Below are 13,431 nucleotides of genomic sequence, written 5' to 3'. Positions count from 1 at the left end.
CGACCGCTCGTCAGAAGACGATTGTCTTGTGGCCGTTGAGCATGACGCGGGCTTCAAGATGCAGCTTGACGGCCCGCGCCAGCACGCGGCTTTCGATGTCGCGACCGACGGCCACGAAATCGTCCGCGCTCATCGCATGGGTGACGCGCTCTGTTTCCTGTTCGATGATCGGCCCTTCGTCGAGATCCGATGTCACGTAATGCGCTGTCGCGCCGATCAGCTTGACGCCGCGGTCGAAGGCCTGGTGGTAGGGCTTTGCGCCCTTGAAGCTCGGCAGGAAGGAATGGTGGATGTTGATCGCCCGCCCGTAAAGCCGGTCCGACAGGCCTTTTGAAAAGACCTGCATGTAGCGCGCCAGGACGACGAGCTCGGATCCCGTCTCCTGCACGAGACCCAGCAGCTTCTGCTCCTGTTCGGCCTTGTTTTCCTTGGTCGTTGGCCAATGGTGGTAGGGAATTCCCTCCATCTCGGCGAAGCGTCGGGCGTCTTCATGATTGGAGACGACGCCGGCGACCTCGGCATTCAGCCAGCCGACCCTGATCTGGTAAAGCAGATGGAGAAGCGCATGGTCGAACTTCGAGACCATGACGATGATCTTTGGGCGGCGGGTCTGATCGACCAGCGCGGTTTTCATCCCGAACCGGTCGACGGAGGATTTCAGGGCTCGCTCCAGATCGTCCTTCGTCGAGCCTGCCGGGCTTGTGAACGCGATCCGCATGAAAAAGCGATTGGTCTGCCGGTCCCAGAACTGGCTGCTTTCGGCGATGTTGGCGCCGTTCGCAGCAAGCTCCGTGGTGACCGCGGCAACGACCCCTGGCCGGTCCTCACACGAAAGATTGAGAATATGAATCGGCCTCACATCGCCAGTTGCAGCATTGCCGTCAGGTTTCACGCGCCGTCGACCCTTTTCATGAACAGACCGAGTTGGTCCGGGTCCATATGCACCACATGCTTGTCTTCGGGATAGGCCAGGCTGTTCACATCGGCGACATATTCGGAAAAAGCGGCGATGCGTTCCGCCTGCAGGCGGTCATATTCAGCGGCGAAATTGCGATAGACCTTGGAATGGCGGGGCATATGGCCTCGGTTCTGGCCAAGGATGTCGTCGGCGAACAGATATTGCGCGTCGCAGCCGGTGCCCGCCCCCATCGACAGCATGATCAGCGAGGTCCGTTCCGAAATCGCCTTGGCCACCTCGACCGGCACCACTTCGATCTCGGCTCCGACCGCGCCGGCGGCTTCATACTGCTTGACCGCGTCGTAAATCTGCATGGCGCTGTCGGCCGTCTTGCCGACGGCCTTGAAGCCGCCGGTCCAGGTGGCGCGCGACGGGATCAAGCCGACATGGCCGATCACCGGGATATTGTCATCGGCCAGCCGCTTGACGGTGGCGAAGCCGGCGCTGCAGTAGACCGCGTCGGCGCTGGCCTTGTAGAGCCGGAACGCCCAGCGCACGAAATCGTCGGCGGTGCCGATCTCGTAGAAATTGTCGCCCGGCATGGTGAACAGGCTGGGTGCCGCATCGCGGTATTGCGGGTTGAGCACCAGCTCCGGCGGCACCGAGACGATGTCGACCCCGGCCCTTTCGGCGGCCTCGGCCTCGTCCATCGTCAAGACGCGCAGCATGGTCAGCTGCCGCTTGCCCTTCATGGCACGCAGATCTGCGATCGTGGGTCTTTTCCGGCTCATCGATGTTGGTCCCCTTATTGCGTGTGTGGAAGGCGGGTCAGGCGATCTGGATCATCACCTTGCCCGCTTCGACCTTGACCGGATAGGTCTGCAAATTGACGCAGACTGGAGCCCCCTTGGCCTGGCCGGTCTTGTAATTGAAGCGGCCATTGTGCTTGGGGCATTCGATAATGTCGTCCATCACCAGCCCGTCGGCCAGATGGGCCTTCTCATGGGTGCAAAACCCGTCAGTGGCGAAGAATTCGTCGTCCGGGGAACGGTAGATCGCGAAGGTGCGGCCGCCATGATCGAAGCGGATCACGTCCTCTTCCTCGACATCGTCCACGGCGCACGCCTCAACCCAATCGGCCATCTCTGTCTCCTGAAATCTCTGGTCCGCGCAACAGGCAGCCGCAGGCGAAAAGCCTATTCCGCCGCCGCCGAGATGTTCACGTCATGGAACTCGCCACGATAAGGCTGCGCCGTCGGCGGCAGCTCGCGCTTGAGGAAGTAGTCCTCATATTTGAGCTGCTTGAGCAGGACCGGCCAGACCTCGCGATAGGCATGCCACATCGACGGGTTCGGCTCCGGCAAATCGTGTTTGATCAGCTCATGCAGCCGGGGCAGCGCATGGTAGGGCACCATCGGGAACATGTGGTGCTCGACGTGGTAGTTCATGTTCCAGTAAATGAACCGGCTGATCGGGTTCATGTAGACGGTCCGGCTGTTGAGCCTGTGGTCGATCACATTGTCGGCCAGGCCGATATGCTGCAGCAGGCCGGTCAGCACCATGTGCCAGGTGCCGTAGAGGCGCGGCAGGCCGATCAGCACCAACGGCAGCCAAGACCACATGTAAAGAGCGACCGCGATGGTCGCGACGTAGATGGCGACATGCCAGCGCGCGGCGGTGACGACCTTCGGCAGCTCCATCTCCGGAATAAAGCTCCTCTCATCAGGCGAGATGTTGCCAAACGCGTTGCGCACCAGCGTCGGCAGCGAATAGCGGAAATCGAGAATACCGGTGAAGGCAAGCACTGCGCGCAAAAGGTCCGGCGGGCGCATCACCGCGATCTCGGCGTCGCGTCCGACGATGATCGTATCGGTGTGATGGCGGGCGTGGCTCCAGCGCCAGGTCACCGGATTGCGCATCAGCATGAAACTGGCGATCTGATAGACCACATCGTTCATCCAGCGCGTCCGGAAGGCCGTGCCATGGCCGCATTCGTGCCAGCGCGAGTCGCTGGCGGAGGCGTAGAGCACCCCATAGACGAAGAAGAATGGCACGCACCACCAGGTGCCCCAGAAATAGATACCGCCTGCAGCGGAACCCAGGATGGCGCCGATCCAGATGATCGTATCGCGGATCGCCGGGCTGTCGGAACGCTGCATCAACGCCTTCATCGCCTTTCGGGAGACGTCCGTGTGGTACCATTCGGCCGACGCCAGCCCCGTCTCGATCGCCCTGCGCGTGCTTTCGCCGACCAGGCTGTAGTCGCGCTTCATTGTGCCAGCCATTGTGACCTCCAAATCCCGATGGGCCGCGAGCCCTCCCCGCTCCGGCCGGAACCAACCTTAGAACTGGTGCTTTGCATCGTCCTCGCCATCGTCACGACCTGCCGCCGAGAACCGGAAAATTGCCTGACGGCTGCGGATAATCCTGCTGCGGCTGCCTGGCGATCGCCGCGATCCGGCTTTCGGCGGTCGCGATATCGCCGGCGCCATCGAGAACCCGGAACACCGCATTATAGGAGCGGCTTTCGCCATGCTCCAGCCAGATCATCTCGCCGCGTTCGCGCGCGGCCAGATTGCCGAGCACGTGATGCGTCGACGGCTCTATGCCCAGCGCATACTGTCCAGCCTGGAAATTCTGCCACTCATAGGCACAAGGCAACTGGTCCTTGCGCGTGATGACTTCGAGGCCGAGGCCAAGTCGGTCGTTGACCACTGCCACCGGCACCTCGCCCTTGGCGTCGGCGCCGAGCTCGTGCTGCCAGACCTGTTCCTTGAAACCCAGTTGCGGCGCCGGCACGGTGCGGTAGCCGACTTTCTGCGCCTCATAGCGGTCGCCGGCATGCCCGGCCCAAACGACATCCCTGATCGGCGCCAGATAGCGCGAACCTTCGTCGAGCACGGGATGGCTGACATTGATGTGGTAGAAATACATATGCGGCGTCCGATTGAAGCCGTGATTGACGACGCGGTCCGAAAGCCGGATCTCGTTGCCGCCGACATCGGCCTCGATCCGCCGCAACAGATGCAGATCCTCCCCGAACACCGTCGATTGCTGGACAATCGCCTCGGCCCACAGCACGCAGCGGTCGCCGTCCCAGGCCTCGCCATAGCCCGTCAATCGCGCCGGGATGGTGCTGATGCGGCCGTGCAGGGAATGGCGCACCGTCCTCTTCGGCGGATAGTTATAGCTGTCGGCCGGCACTTCATTCATGAACAGGATGTGGTCGAGACCGCAGGTCAGCAGCAGGCCTGAGAACGACCGCGCCCAAGCCAGCCCCTCCTCGCCTTCATACTCGTGCAGGCCGGGATGGCGAAAGCCGCTCGGCGAATGCCAGCCGATCGCCTGGCCCTTGAAGTCGCAATCGGCGATATCAAGCGCCCGGTCGATGAGCGCGGTGAAGCGCAAGCCGGAGCCGGTGCGGAATTCGAGCATGCGGATGCCGCGCTCGACGCCGTCGCCAAGCGTCATCAGCCGCACGCCGGCGAATTGCGACAGCATGCCGGAGCGCTCCGAAACCTGCCGGCGCGACAGCGTCTTGCCGTAAAGCTCTACCATGTGACGGCCAGTTCCTTCACTTTGCTCTCGTCTCCTTGAGCAGGGCCGACATGTCGGCGCCGGTGATAATGCTCTCCACGGTCAACAGGTCGGTATCGGCGACCGTCTGCTCGGCGACGATCTCGCCGCGGCGCATGACGATGATGCGGTCGGCGACCTGGAAGACATGGTGGATGTTGTGGGTGATCAAAAGCACCGAATGACCGGCCGCGCGCACCTCCTTGACGAAGCGCAGCACGCCGTGTGTTTCCTCGACGCCGAGATTGTTGGTCGGCTCGTCGAGGATGATGACCTTGGCCGCGAACTGCATGGCCCGCGAAATGGCGATCGACTGGCGCTCACCGCCCGAAAGCGTGCTGACCAGCGCATCGGCGTCGAGCTTTTTCGAGATGCCGACACGCTTCAAAAGGGCGGAAGCCGCATCGCGCAGCTTGGCGAGATCGAGCGGCGCGAACACGCCCAGCCATTTCAGGTTGACCGGCTCGCGACCGAGAAACAGATTGCGCGCGATGCTGAGGTCCGGCGCCAGCGAGGTGTCCTGGTGGATGGTCTCGATGCCCAGATCCATCGCATCGCGCGTCGAGCGGATGGAGACTTTCTGGCCACGGACATAGATCTCGCCCCGATCGATGGAAAACACGCCTGAGATCGCCTTGATGAGCGTGGATTTGCCGGCGCCATTGTCGCCGAGCAGGGCCACCACCTCGCCTTCATCGAGGGTGAAGGAGGCGCTCTTCAGCGCGCGGACGCTACCGAAGGATTTTTGCAGATTCTGCAGCCGAAGCACTTCCATGGTCAGCTCCTGGCGGCGTTCTTCTGCAGCAAAGCGTGCAGGATGAGCATGGCGAGGATGATGACGCCGACGAAGATATTGTAGGCGAGCCCGGGTACACCGATCAGCACGATACCGTTGCGGATGCTGCGCAGCATCAGTGCGCCGACGATCGTGCCCAGTATCGTGCCACGCCCGCCGGTCAGCGCCGTGCCGCCGACCACCACCATGGCGATGACTTCGAGCTCGTAGCCGGTACCAGCCACCGGCGACGCGGCCGAGATGCGGAAGGCGCTGATCATGCCGGCCAGACCCGCCAGCACGGAGGTCAGGATGAACAGCCAGATCTTGACCGCATCGGCCGGCACGCCGCGCGCCACCGCCGCATTGCGGTTGGAGCCGATGGCGCTGATCCAGTTGCCGAGCTTGGCATAGCGCAGCACGTAGATCGCCAGCAGCGACAGGCCGACGAACCACCACAGCGAGGTGTAGAACCGGAACGACCCGATGTTGAAACTGCCGGCCAGCAGCGTCACGAAAAAGCCGGGCTGGTCCCAGGACTTCAGCGGAAAGCCCTGCGTGATGTAGAGCGCCGCCCCGCGCACCACTAGCAACATCGACAGCGTGACCAGGAAGGACGAGATGCCGATCTTGGTGACGATCAGCCCGTTGATCGCACCGATCGCCACGCACAGCAGGAGCCCGGCAAGCAGCGCCACGCCGATATCAACCTGGCCGTTCTGCACCAGCAGCATGACCACGACCGGCGCCAGCCCGAACACCGCGCCGACCGAAAGGTCGAACTCGCCTGCCGTCAGAAGCAGCGTCATGCCGAGCGCGATAATGCCGAGCTCCGGCAGGAACGCCATCATGTTGGAGATGTTGAGCGGCGACAGGAAGTTGGCATCGGCGATGGCGAACACCGCCAGCAGCACGATGAACATAATGAGCGATGAGAATTGCGGCGAGCGGATCAGGCTCGACCTGCGTTTCCCCACCGGCATTTCCTCTTCCGCGGCAATTGTCATGACTGCTTGAACCATAGCTGGGAGCGACGCCCGCCGCCTGCGCGGCGGGCGTCAATTTCAATCACTTGTTGTAGAGTTTCAGGATCGGTTCGACGCTTGTGGCGTCATACAGGCTGAAGGTGTGGATGTCGTAGCCGATCGGTTCACCGGACGCGGCGAGACCGAGCAGCGCGACCGGCATGAAGCCCTGCGCCGACGGGAACTGCCAGGCCGCCGCGTTGACGAAGCCGGCCTTGACGGCTTCCGCGGTTTCCCTGGAGTTGCCCCAGCCGACGACCGGGATTTTGCCAGCCGGCACGCCGGCGCCGTCGAATACCCGCTTGGCGCTGGCCGCGACGGAATCGCCGAGCGCAATGATGGCCGGCGGATTGTTGGCGACCATGTAGTCGGTCATCTTGGCGATGATGCCGGCCGGATCGGTGCCGCAATCGACCACGTCATATTTGATGCCGAGCGGATCGAAGACGCTGGCGATGCCTTCGGTCTCGAGCTGCTGGTAGCTGGCGCCCGGCACTTCCACCGGCAGGAACACCTTGTCGCCCTCCTTCACCATCTTGTTGTCGACGAGGTACCTGGCCCAGATGGCGCCGGCCTCCTTGAGATCGGCGCCGACATAGGCCTGGCGGCCGGTCGCCGGATCATCTGTGTTGAAGAACACGATCGGAATGCCGGCAGCCTTGGCCGCCTTCACCTCTTCCGTCCACAGCCCGGGCTGGGCCGAGGTGGTGCCGATGCCGTCGGGTTTGGCGGCAAGAGCCGAGTTGAAGGCTTCCTTCTGCGCCGCCATGTCGCCGCCGCTGAAGGAGATCTTGCAGGTCACCTTGAGCTGGTCGCAGGCCTTGGTGGCGCCGGCATTCCAGTCGAGCCAGAACGCATCCGACGGGCCGCCATGCGACAGGAGATAGAACGTCTTCTGGCCGTCCTGCGCCAGCGCCGGCGCACTGAATGCGAGGCCGGCGAGCATCGTTGCGGCTACCGCCCCTTTCAATCCGAATTTCAACATTTCGCTTCCTCCATTGTGTTTCTCCGGGCGCACAGCCTGATCAAAGGCCGTTGGCGCGGAACTTGCCGTCGAGGAATTTCTTGGCGCGCGGCACGTCATCCTCCGAGAGATGCTCGATGATGACGGGGATGTTCGGGTGCTTTTCGGCGAGCCGCTGCAGATAGAGGTCGTAGTTCAGCGAACCGAGGCCGGGCGCCGGCAGCTCGATCTCGCCGACGCCGCGGAAAGTATGGCTCTCCAGCGCGTCCTCGTCGCCGATGTCGGCGTGCTTCTCCGACTTGTCGCCGCCCGAGCGCTTGACGTCCTTGGCATGAGCTATTTTGATCTTGTCGGTCAGCGTGTCGAACACCTGGTTCAGGATCTGGTCCATCATGTCGATGTTGTGCGTCTCGAAATAGTTGGTCGGGTCCATCAAAAGGCCGAGGCCCGGATGGTCGACCTGCGCGAACATCTTCACCGTCTCCTCGACCGAGCCGACGACGTTGTTGACATAGGTTTCGAGCAGGAAGACCGCGCCGTGGTCATAGGCCGTCTGGGCAAGGTCGGCGATGACCTTGCGGCACTCCTCGAACCCCTCCTCGGTCTTGTTCTTGGGATGATGCACCCAGTCGGACTCGGTGTTGTAGGTACCGGTTTCCGAAATCACGTAAGGCGAGCCGAAATGGCGGGCGTTGCGGATGATCTCCTTGAGGTAGCCGACACGCTTCTCGCGCTCGCCCTTGTCGGGATGGATGATGTTGGTGTAGCCCGACACGCAGCACACCGGCAGATTGTGGTCGCGGAAGGTGTCGCGAACGGTCCTGGCCTTGTCCTTGGTGATCTGCCCGGCGGACAGGTCGAGATCCCTAAAATGCAGGTCGAGCTGCACCGTGTTGAAATCGAGCGCGCGGATCTTTTCCGCGGTTTCCTTGAGGCCGTACGGGAAATAGCCCGTGAAGATACCTGCCTGCATCATGGTGTGAATTCCTCCCTGTAAGCGATTCGAGTTGCTGGTGATTCAGTTGATCGAGATTTCGGAAAGCTTGACCGTGCGGCCCTTGTCGATCGAGCGGTAGCCGGCTTCGATCAGCGCCATGGTCTTGACGTTGTCGGCGACGGACAACGCGGGCGGCTCACCCGTCTTCACCGCGTGCTGGAGCTGCTCCATCACGCCGATGAAGGCATGCGGGAACCACATCGTGTCCCAGCTCGGCGTCACCCACTTGCCGTCCGTCGTCTCGGTCGAGGCATAGGTCAGCGTCGAGGCGGAGCCTGTCGGCCAGCCGATCGTGCCCTTGGCGACGCCCTTCGTGCCATCGACACGCCAGTTGATGTGCTGGTCGTCCCTGTAGCCGTCCTGGCGCGGACCCGACCAGACATCCTCCAGCGACACGGCAAGCACGCCGGACGGAAACCGCAGCGTCGACACGGTGATGCCATCGGAATGGTCGAACCGGGTGCGCGGATCCTTGCGGGTCAGTGTCGTGATTTCGTCCGGATCGCCGAACAGGAAACGCAGCACATCGAGATGGTGGACGCTCATATTGGCGAGCGTCAGCCTGTCGTAGTCCTCGAGAAACGTCTGCCAGTGCGGGATCGCATGCATGTCGATTTGCGCGAAGACGATGTCGCCGAGCGCGCCGCTGTCCATGATCTGCTTCAGCACGCGCATCGACTGGTCGTAGCGCATGTTCTGGTTGACCGAGAGGATCTTGCCGGCCCTGGCAGCTTCGTCCCGCAGTTCGATCGCGTCCTTAAGCGACAGCGCCAACGGCTTCTGCGCCAGGATCGCCTTGATGTGCTTCTGCTTTAGCGCATGGCGGATCAGCGCCGGCTGCTGGTCCGGCGGAAAGGCAAGGTCGATGATCTCGACATTTTCGTCCTCGATGAGCTGTTCCGGCGTGTCGTGCACCGTCGGGATATCCCAGCGCCTGGCAACCTTCTCGGCGCTGGCCCTGGTCCGCGAGGCGATCGCCACCACCGGAAAACCCGCTTCGTGATAGGCGGCGAGATGGCATTCGGCCATGATCATGCCGGCGCCGACGCAGCCAATCTTGTATTCCTTGGTGCGAACCGTCACGTCCGGCTCGAAGCCTTTGCTCGCCATCTCTTCCTCCCGAAGTTCGTTTCTTGCGGCCGCTGTCATCGTGCCAGCGCTCCCCCGCCCTGCCCGAAATAATGCACACGGCTAGGCTCACAGGATATCGCCACCATCGCGTCCGGCCTGATGTCCGGCTGGCCGCGCAGCAGCGCCCTGAGGCGCGCCTGCCCAGCGGCGAGCGTCACCACGGTATAGCCGCCGAGCGGCTCGACCTCGAAGACGCGCGCCGGGCGGCCCGCACCCCCGTCCGATATTTCCCCACCCGACCAGGGCCTGACCTTGATGTCTTCCGGCCTGAGCCCGATCTCGACGGCATCGGCTGGAGCCGCCTTATCCAAGATACGGATCGTGCCTTCGGCCGCCTCGACACCGCCCTCGCCGCGCACCGACTGCAAGATGTTCATCATCGGAGAGCCGAGCAGCCGCGCTACATAGGTGCTCGCCGGCCGGTCATAAATCTCGGCCGGCGCGCCGATTTGCCTGATCTTGCCATTCTCCAGGATGGCGATGCGGTCGGCGACCGACATCGCCTCTTCCTGGTCGTGCGTGACGTAGATCAGCGTCTTGCCGAGCTCGCGCTGGATGCGTTTGAGCTCGACGCGCGTCTCCTCGCGCAGCCGCGCATCGAGCGCCGAGATCGGGTCGTCCATCAGATAGGCGGCGGGATCGCGCACCAGCGCACGCGCAATCGCCACACGCTGCCGCTCGCCGCCCGAAAGCTGTGCCGGCGGCTTGTGCAGGATGTGGCCGATATGCAGCTTGGCGGCGACGTCGGCGACGCGCTTTTCGATCTCGGCCTCGGCGACCCTGCGTTCGACGAGGGGAAAGCGGACATTGTCGCGCGCGCTCATATGCGGAAACAACGCCAGGTTCTGAAACACCATGGCGACGTTGCGCTCGGCCGGCGACACCGCGTTCACCGGCCTGCCGCCGATCAGGATCTCGCCGGTGTCAGGCGTTTCCAGTCCGAGCACCAAGCGCAGGATCGTCGACTTGCCTGAAAGCGGCGGCCCGAAGAAACAGAAGAACTCATTGTCGTTGACCGTGAACGAGGCATCGTCGACGGCGAGCGTATTGCCGTAGCGTTTCGTCACATTGCTGAAGACGATGTTGGCCATGTCTCAACCTGCTCTCACGGCAAGGCCGGTGGCGGCGTCGAAAACGCGCACCGACTGCGCGGCCGGCGCGACGACCGCTGTCTGTCCGATCGCCAGCCCGACATCGTTGCCGAACACCGCCTTCACCGCGCCCTCGCCCTGGCCGAGATGGACGATGGTGCGTGCGCCGATGCGCTCGACGAAAGTCACCGGCAAGGAAAGACCCTGGCCGCGTTTGACCAGCGCCGCCTGTTCCGGGCGGAAGCCGTAGAGCACATCGCCTTGCGTGCCCCGCACCGCGGCAGCGATTTCCGCCGGCAGCGGTGGCGTAACACCGAGCGTGCCGAGGTCGATGACCAGGCCACGGTCGCTTTCCGCCGGCTTGCCCTTGAGCAGGTTCATGCCCGGCGCTCCGATAAAGCGGGCGACGAAGACATTGGCTGGATTGTTGTAGACCTCGAGCGGCGTGCCGACCTGCTGTAAAACGCCATGGTCCATCACCGCGATGCGATCGGCCATGGTCATCGCTTCGAGCTGGTCGTGGGTGACATAGACCATGGTCTGCCGGAACTGCCGCTGCAACTGCTTCAGTTCGGTCCGCATCACCGCCCGGAAGGCTGCGTCGACATTGGACAGCGGCTCGTCCAGCAGGAAGATCGCCGGCTCCATGATCGCCGAACGGCCGATCGCCACGCGCTGCAAAATGTTGACCGACAGCCTGTCGGCCTTGCGGTCGAGCAGCGGCGTCAGTTGCAGCATCTCGGCAATGGCGCCGACGCGGCGATCGATCTCGGCCTTTGGCGCGCCACGCATTTTCGGCCCATAGGCGAGGTTCTGCCGCACGGTCATATGCGTGAAAATCGCATAGTTCTGGAAGACGAAGCCTACCCCGCGACGGCCCATCGGCACGCCGGCCATGTCGCGCTCGGCAAACAGGATCTTGCCGCTGGTCGGCTCCTCCATGCCGGCGATCATGTTCATCGTCGTCGACTTGCCGCAGCCCGATGGCCCGAGCAGCGCCATGAACTCGCCGTCGGCAATGGCAAGATCCATCGTCTTCAAGGCGGTGAAGTCGCCGAACTTCTTGACCAGGTTCTGCAAATGGATCGCGCTCATGCCGTCACCTCGCGAGCCCGGGCCATGCGCTTCATCGCGAAGACCGCGGCGATGGAGAGCACGATCAAGATGGCCAGCGCGATCGCCGCCACATAGCCCCAGATCAGGTCCTGCGTGGTGAGCTTGTAGATGTAGACGGAGATCGTCTCGGTGGCGACGCCGGGACCGCCGCCGGTCATGATGTAGAGCGTGTCGAAGATCTTGAAGTTCTCGATCACGCGGATCGCCAGCGCGATGATGATGATCGTCCTCATCTTCGGCAGCACGATGGTGACGAAGCGCTGCCAGGGATTGGCACCGAGCAGCGTCGCCGCCTTGATCTGGTCCTCGGGCACGCCGACCAGGCCGGCAAGCAGGATGAGGAACATCAATGGCGTCCACTGCCAGATGTCGGCGACCATGACCGCGATGAGCGCCAGCGTCGGATCCGACAGCCAGGCGATGGTGACCGGCATGCCCGATATCGCCGACAGCAGGTCATTCAACGGGCCGCCCGACTGGAACAGCATGAAGAACATGTAGCCGGCCACCGCCGGCACCACCATCATCGGCATCAGCAGGATCGAATAGAAGATCCGCTTGCCGGGAAACTCGTCGGCGAACAGCGTCGCTAGCGCCAGCCCGAGCAAGAACTCGACGGGCACGCAGACGATCATGACGATGGCCGTGCGCTTCAACGCGCTCCAGAAGCGCGCGTCCACGGCAAGGTCGGTGTAGTTGGCGAAATTGTTCCACAGCGACCAGGCGTTCCACCAGCCGAGGCCCGAAAGCGGCGACCAGTCGGTCAGGCTGATGTAAAGCTGCATGAGCAGCGGGAAGACGGCAATGAACAGCACCAGGATCTGCGCCGGCAGCGTCAGCCGGAAGCCAAGCTTTGCGCCTTCGTGCCGCAATGCAGGCTTTGCCTGGACGGTCTTCATCACGTCCTCCGAAATCGTCGCGGTCACCGCGCTCATTGCTTGAGCGCCCCGAAGGTCAGCCCGCGCACCAGATGGCGCTGGATGGCGATGCCCATGATGACCGGCGGCACCGCGGCGATGAGGCCGAGTGCTGCCTTGGCGCCATAGAGCTGACCGGTCATCGAGGAGGACAGCGAGGCCATATAGACCGGGATCGTCACCCATTCGCGCGTCGTCAGAAGCAGCGCGATCAGATAATCCGACCAGTTGAGGATGAAGACGAAAAGTGCCGCGCTTGCCAGCGGCGCGCGCATCATCGGCAGCGTGATGCGGGTGAAGACGCGCCACCGCGAACAGCCCTCGACCAGTGCCGCCTCCTCGATCTCGCGGGGCATGTCGTCGAAGAAGGTCTTCATCAGCCAGAAGGCGAAAGGCAGCGTGACGATGCCATAGATCAGCGACAGCCCCCACCAGCTGTCGGTGAAGTTGAGGAAGGCCCACATGATCATCACGGGCGTCATGACCGCCATCGGCGGAAACAGGCGCAACTGGATCAGCGCCAGCGGCAGGTTCTGGCCAGAACCGAAGCGTGACAGTCCGTAAGCGGCCGCCGTGCCGGCCGACATGGCGATCACCGTGCCGAACGTGGCCGACAGCAGCGACGACAGGATCGGCTTCAGCGCAGTGCGGTCGAGTGCGACGATGAGATTGTTGGTCGATTCACCGAAGACGAACTGAAAATTGCTGAGCGTCGGGTTCTTCGGCCACCAGGTCAGATCGGCGCCGGTCGCCGACCATTCCGCGATCGGCTTGAAGGCCATCGACACCATCCACAGGATCGGCACCAGCGTCACCGCCATGGCCGCGAAGATCGCGGCATAACGGAACATCTCGAAGGGAACGGAACGCTTCATCTTGCAGCTTTGCTGGTACCATCGTTGCGGAGGGGAAGAGCAATCACTCCTCCCCTCCATGAGATC

At 63.0% G+C, this 13,431-nt stretch carries 14 protein-coding genes; all 14 read right to left on the bottom strand.

All coding sequences use genetic code 11. The features are described 5' to 3' along the window. Positions 1–10: 10 nt before the first annotated feature. On the bottom strand, positions 11–892 hold the full coding sequence (purU, locus tag E5X88_RS29880) for a formyltetrahydrofolate deformylase (RefSeq protein WP_292167573.1): 882 nt from the start codon (positions 890–892) through the stop codon (positions 11–13). Then, the gene (locus tag E5X88_RS29875; RefSeq protein WP_292167571.1) at positions 889–1,689 is read right to left on the bottom strand and encodes a 3-methyl-2-oxobutanoate hydroxymethyltransferase; all 801 of its coding nucleotides are present in this window, start codon (positions 1,687–1,689) and stop codon (positions 889–891) included. The genes purU and E5X88_RS29875 overlap by 4 nt, the downstream gene beginning before the upstream one ends. A gap of 37 nt (positions 1,690–1,726) precedes the next feature. Further along, complete coding sequence (locus E5X88_RS29870; RefSeq protein WP_292167569.1) at positions 1,727–2,041, bottom strand: MocE family 2Fe-2S type ferredoxin; 315 nt, start codon at positions 2,039–2,041, stop codon at positions 1,727–1,729. Positions 2,042–2,094: 53 nt separating this feature from the next. After that, a complete protein-coding gene (locus E5X88_RS29865; RefSeq protein WP_292167567.1) occupies positions 2,095–3,183 on the bottom strand; it encodes a fatty acid desaturase family protein in 1,089 nt (362 codons plus the stop codon). A gap of 91 nt (positions 3,184–3,274) precedes the next feature. Further along, complete coding sequence (locus E5X88_RS29860) at positions 3,275–4,456, bottom strand: aldose 1-epimerase family protein (RefSeq protein ID WP_292167565.1); 1,182 nt, start codon at positions 4,454–4,456, stop codon at positions 3,275–3,277. 16 nt (positions 4,457–4,472) lie between these two features. Then, entirely contained in the window at positions 4,473–5,255 is a 783-nt protein-coding gene (locus E5X88_RS29855; protein WP_292167620.1) for an ATP-binding cassette domain-containing protein, read from the bottom strand. Beyond that, entirely contained in the window at positions 5,252–6,232 is a 981-nt protein-coding gene (locus E5X88_RS29850) for an ABC transporter permease (protein WP_292167618.1), read from the bottom strand. The genes E5X88_RS29855 and E5X88_RS29850 overlap by 4 nt, the downstream gene beginning before the upstream one ends. An 85-nt stretch (positions 6,233–6,317) precedes the next feature. Continuing rightward, a complete protein-coding gene (locus E5X88_RS29845) occupies positions 6,318–7,259 on the bottom strand; it encodes a substrate-binding domain-containing protein (RefSeq protein WP_292167563.1) in 942 nt (313 codons plus the stop codon). Positions 7,260–7,299: 40 nt separating this feature from the next. Continuing rightward, positions 7,300–8,214, bottom strand: coding sequence for a sugar phosphate isomerase/epimerase (locus tag E5X88_RS29840; protein ID WP_292167561.1), 915 nt, complete (start codon positions 8,212–8,214; stop codon positions 7,300–7,302). A gap of 42 nt (positions 8,215–8,256) precedes the next feature. After that, complete coding sequence (locus E5X88_RS29835) at positions 8,257–9,345, bottom strand: Gfo/Idh/MocA family oxidoreductase (RefSeq protein WP_292167559.1); 1,089 nt, start codon at positions 9,343–9,345, stop codon at positions 8,257–8,259. Positions 9,346–9,380: 35 nt separating this feature from the next. After that, positions 9,381–10,457 carry an ABC transporter ATP-binding protein gene (locus E5X88_RS29830; RefSeq protein WP_292167557.1) on the bottom strand — a complete coding sequence of 359 codons (1,077 nt, stop codon included), beginning with the start codon at positions 10,455–10,457 and terminating at the stop codon, positions 9,381–9,383. A gap of 3 nt (positions 10,458–10,460) precedes the next feature. Then, complete coding sequence (locus E5X88_RS29825) at positions 10,461–11,552, bottom strand: ABC transporter ATP-binding protein (RefSeq protein ID WP_292167554.1); 1,092 nt, start codon at positions 11,550–11,552, stop codon at positions 10,461–10,463. Further along, positions 11,549–12,508 (bottom strand): carbohydrate ABC transporter permease, encoded by a 960-nt coding sequence (locus tag E5X88_RS29820; RefSeq protein WP_292167551.1) that lies wholly within the window; start codon positions 12,506–12,508, stop codon positions 11,549–11,551. The genes E5X88_RS29825 and E5X88_RS29820 overlap by 4 nt, the downstream gene beginning before the upstream one ends. Beyond that, on the bottom strand, positions 12,505–13,365 hold the full coding sequence (locus E5X88_RS29815; protein WP_292167550.1) for a carbohydrate ABC transporter permease: 861 nt from the start codon (positions 13,363–13,365) through the stop codon (positions 12,505–12,507). Before E5X88_RS29815 ends, E5X88_RS29820 begins: the two co-directional genes overlap by 4 nt. Positions 13,366–13,431: the final 66 nt, after the last annotated feature.

It is taken from the genome of Mesorhizobium sp. (assembly GCF_004962245.1).
Classification (GTDB): Bacteria; Pseudomonadota; Alphaproteobacteria; order Rhizobiales; family Rhizobiaceae; genus Mesorhizobium.
Note: the sequence above shows the minus strand (reverse complement) of the source record. Positions and strands in the feature narration are given on the sequence as shown.

What these genes read in the sequence shown, in the direction of transcription:
- E5X88_RS29870 (WP_292167569.1), bottom strand. Translation starts at nt 2,041, where the DNA reads ATGGCCGATTGGGTTGAGGCGTGCGCCGTGGACGATGTCGAGGAAGAG.
- E5X88_RS29830 (WP_292167557.1), bottom strand. Translation starts at nt 10,457, where the DNA reads ATGGCCAACATCGTCTTCAGCAATGTGACGAAACGCTACGGCAATACG.
- E5X88_RS29835 (WP_292167559.1), bottom strand. Translation starts at nt 9,345, where the DNA reads ATGGCGAGCAAAGGCTTCGAGCCGGACGTGACGGTTCGCACCAAGGAA.
- E5X88_RS29815 (WP_292167550.1), bottom strand. Translation starts at nt 13,365, where the DNA reads ATGAAGCGTTCCGTTCCCTTCGAGATGTTCCGTTATGCCGCGATCTTC.
- E5X88_RS29845 (WP_292167563.1), bottom strand. Translation starts at nt 7,259, where the DNA reads ATGTTGAAATTCGGATTGAAAGGGGCGGTAGCCGCAACGATGCTCGCC.
- E5X88_RS29840 (WP_292167561.1), bottom strand. Translation starts at nt 8,214, where the DNA reads ATGATGCAGGCAGGTATCTTCACGGGCTATTTCCCGTACGGCCTCAAG.
- E5X88_RS29875 (WP_292167571.1), bottom strand. Translation starts at nt 1,689, where the DNA reads ATGAGCCGGAAAAGACCCACGATCGCAGATCTGCGTGCCATGAAGGGC.
- E5X88_RS29850 (WP_292167618.1), bottom strand. Translation starts at nt 6,232, where the DNA reads ATGCCGGTGGGGAAACGCAGGTCGAGCCTGATCCGCTCGCCGCAATTC.
- E5X88_RS29865 (WP_292167567.1), bottom strand. Translation starts at nt 3,183, where the DNA reads ATGGCTGGCACAATGAAGCGCGACTACAGCCTGGTCGGCGAAAGCACG.
- E5X88_RS29820 (WP_292167551.1), bottom strand. Translation starts at nt 12,508, where the DNA reads ATGAGCGCGGTGACCGCGACGATTTCGGAGGACGTGATGAAGACCGTC.
- E5X88_RS29825 (WP_292167554.1), bottom strand. Translation starts at nt 11,552, where the DNA reads ATGAGCGCGATCCATTTGCAGAACCTGGTCAAGAAGTTCGGCGACTTC.
- E5X88_RS29860 (WP_292167565.1), bottom strand. Translation starts at nt 4,456, where the DNA reads ATGGTAGAGCTTTACGGCAAGACGCTGTCGCGCCGGCAGGTTTCGGAG.